The organism is Kitasatospora sp. NPDC091257, assembly GCF_044757675.1.
GTDB lineage: Bacteria > Actinomycetota > Actinomycetes > Streptomycetales > Streptomycetaceae > Kitasatospora > Kitasatospora lactacystinica.
In genome coordinates, this window is record NZ_JBIVVI010001892.1 from 1 (window position 1) to 1,047 (window position 1,047).

Here is a 1,047-nt window from a genome sequence, read left to right on the forward strand (position 1 = left end):
GTGCTCGGCGCCAACCGACTGGGCGTCAACCGCGGCTACCGGCTCCCGGTGAAGATCACCGGCTACGTGTGCGGAGCCCGAGCGCGCTCCGGCTGCCGTCGAACTGGCCGCGGCCGGCGCTCCCGCCGCGGCGGTGACCGTGCGGGAGACGCCGGTACCGGCCGTCCTGGCCTCGGGCCCGGTGCCGGTGGTCGGCGAGAAGGCGATTCCGGCCCCGGCCCCGGCCCCGGCTGCGGTCCAGGCCCCGGCTGCGGTCGCCCCGAAGCCGGTGGCTGCGGTCGCCGCGACCGCCGGGGCCATGGCGGCCTCCGCCGCCCCGCTGCCCGCCGTACGGACGGTTCGGGAGACCGCCGTCCAGCCCCGCCCGTCCGCCGCCGCCCCCGCCGCCACCGCGTCCTCCCGGGCGGCCGGCGCCACCCGTACCGCCCGGACGGCCCGTACCGCCCGGGTCGCCGTGCCGGCCGGCCTCGGCCGTCGCCTGGCGGCGCGGACGGTGGACACCGCCGTGCTGCTGGTGGTCGCGGTCGCCGCCGGGATTCCGCTCGGCCGCTCGGTGACCGACCACCTCCAGCAGAAGGTCGACCAGGCCCGGATGGCCAGCGCCCTCAGCCGGCGTCAGATCCAGGTCTGGCTGGTGGACGACGTGGTGCTGGGCAAGATCGCCGTCCTGATCGGCATCCTGCTGTTCGTCAGCCTGCTCTACGAGGTGCTGCCGGTCGCCCGCACCGGCCAGACCTTCGGCAAGCGGCTGGCCCGGATCCGCGTGGTGAACACCGCCGCCCCGGCCGGCCGGACCAGACTGAGCCTCGGCCGCTCGCTCCTCCGGTGGGCGGTGCGGCAACTCGGCACGGTGCTGCTGCTCGGCCTGGTCTGGCCGGTGTTCGACCGGACGGCGCGGCGGGGGTGGCAGGACCGCGCGGCCCGCACCCGGGTGGTGCGCGGCTGAGGGCCGATAGGCCCAGTGCAAAACGGACAAAATGTCCCAAACATCGAGAATGTGTGATGTTCTACTCGGGGTCATGAGCACCCACGACCCCTCAGGCCCCC

General features: G+C 75.9%; 1 protein-coding gene. It reads left to right on the forward strand.

The genetic code is table 11. From position 1 onward, the window contains the following. The first annotated feature begins 133 nt into the window (after positions 1-133). The gene (locus ACIQOV_RS42710) at positions 134-946 is read left to right on the forward strand and encodes an RDD family protein (protein ID WP_401056685.1); all 813 of its coding nucleotides are present in this window, start codon (positions 134-136) and stop codon (positions 944-946) included. Positions 947-1,047 lie beyond the last annotated feature (101 nt).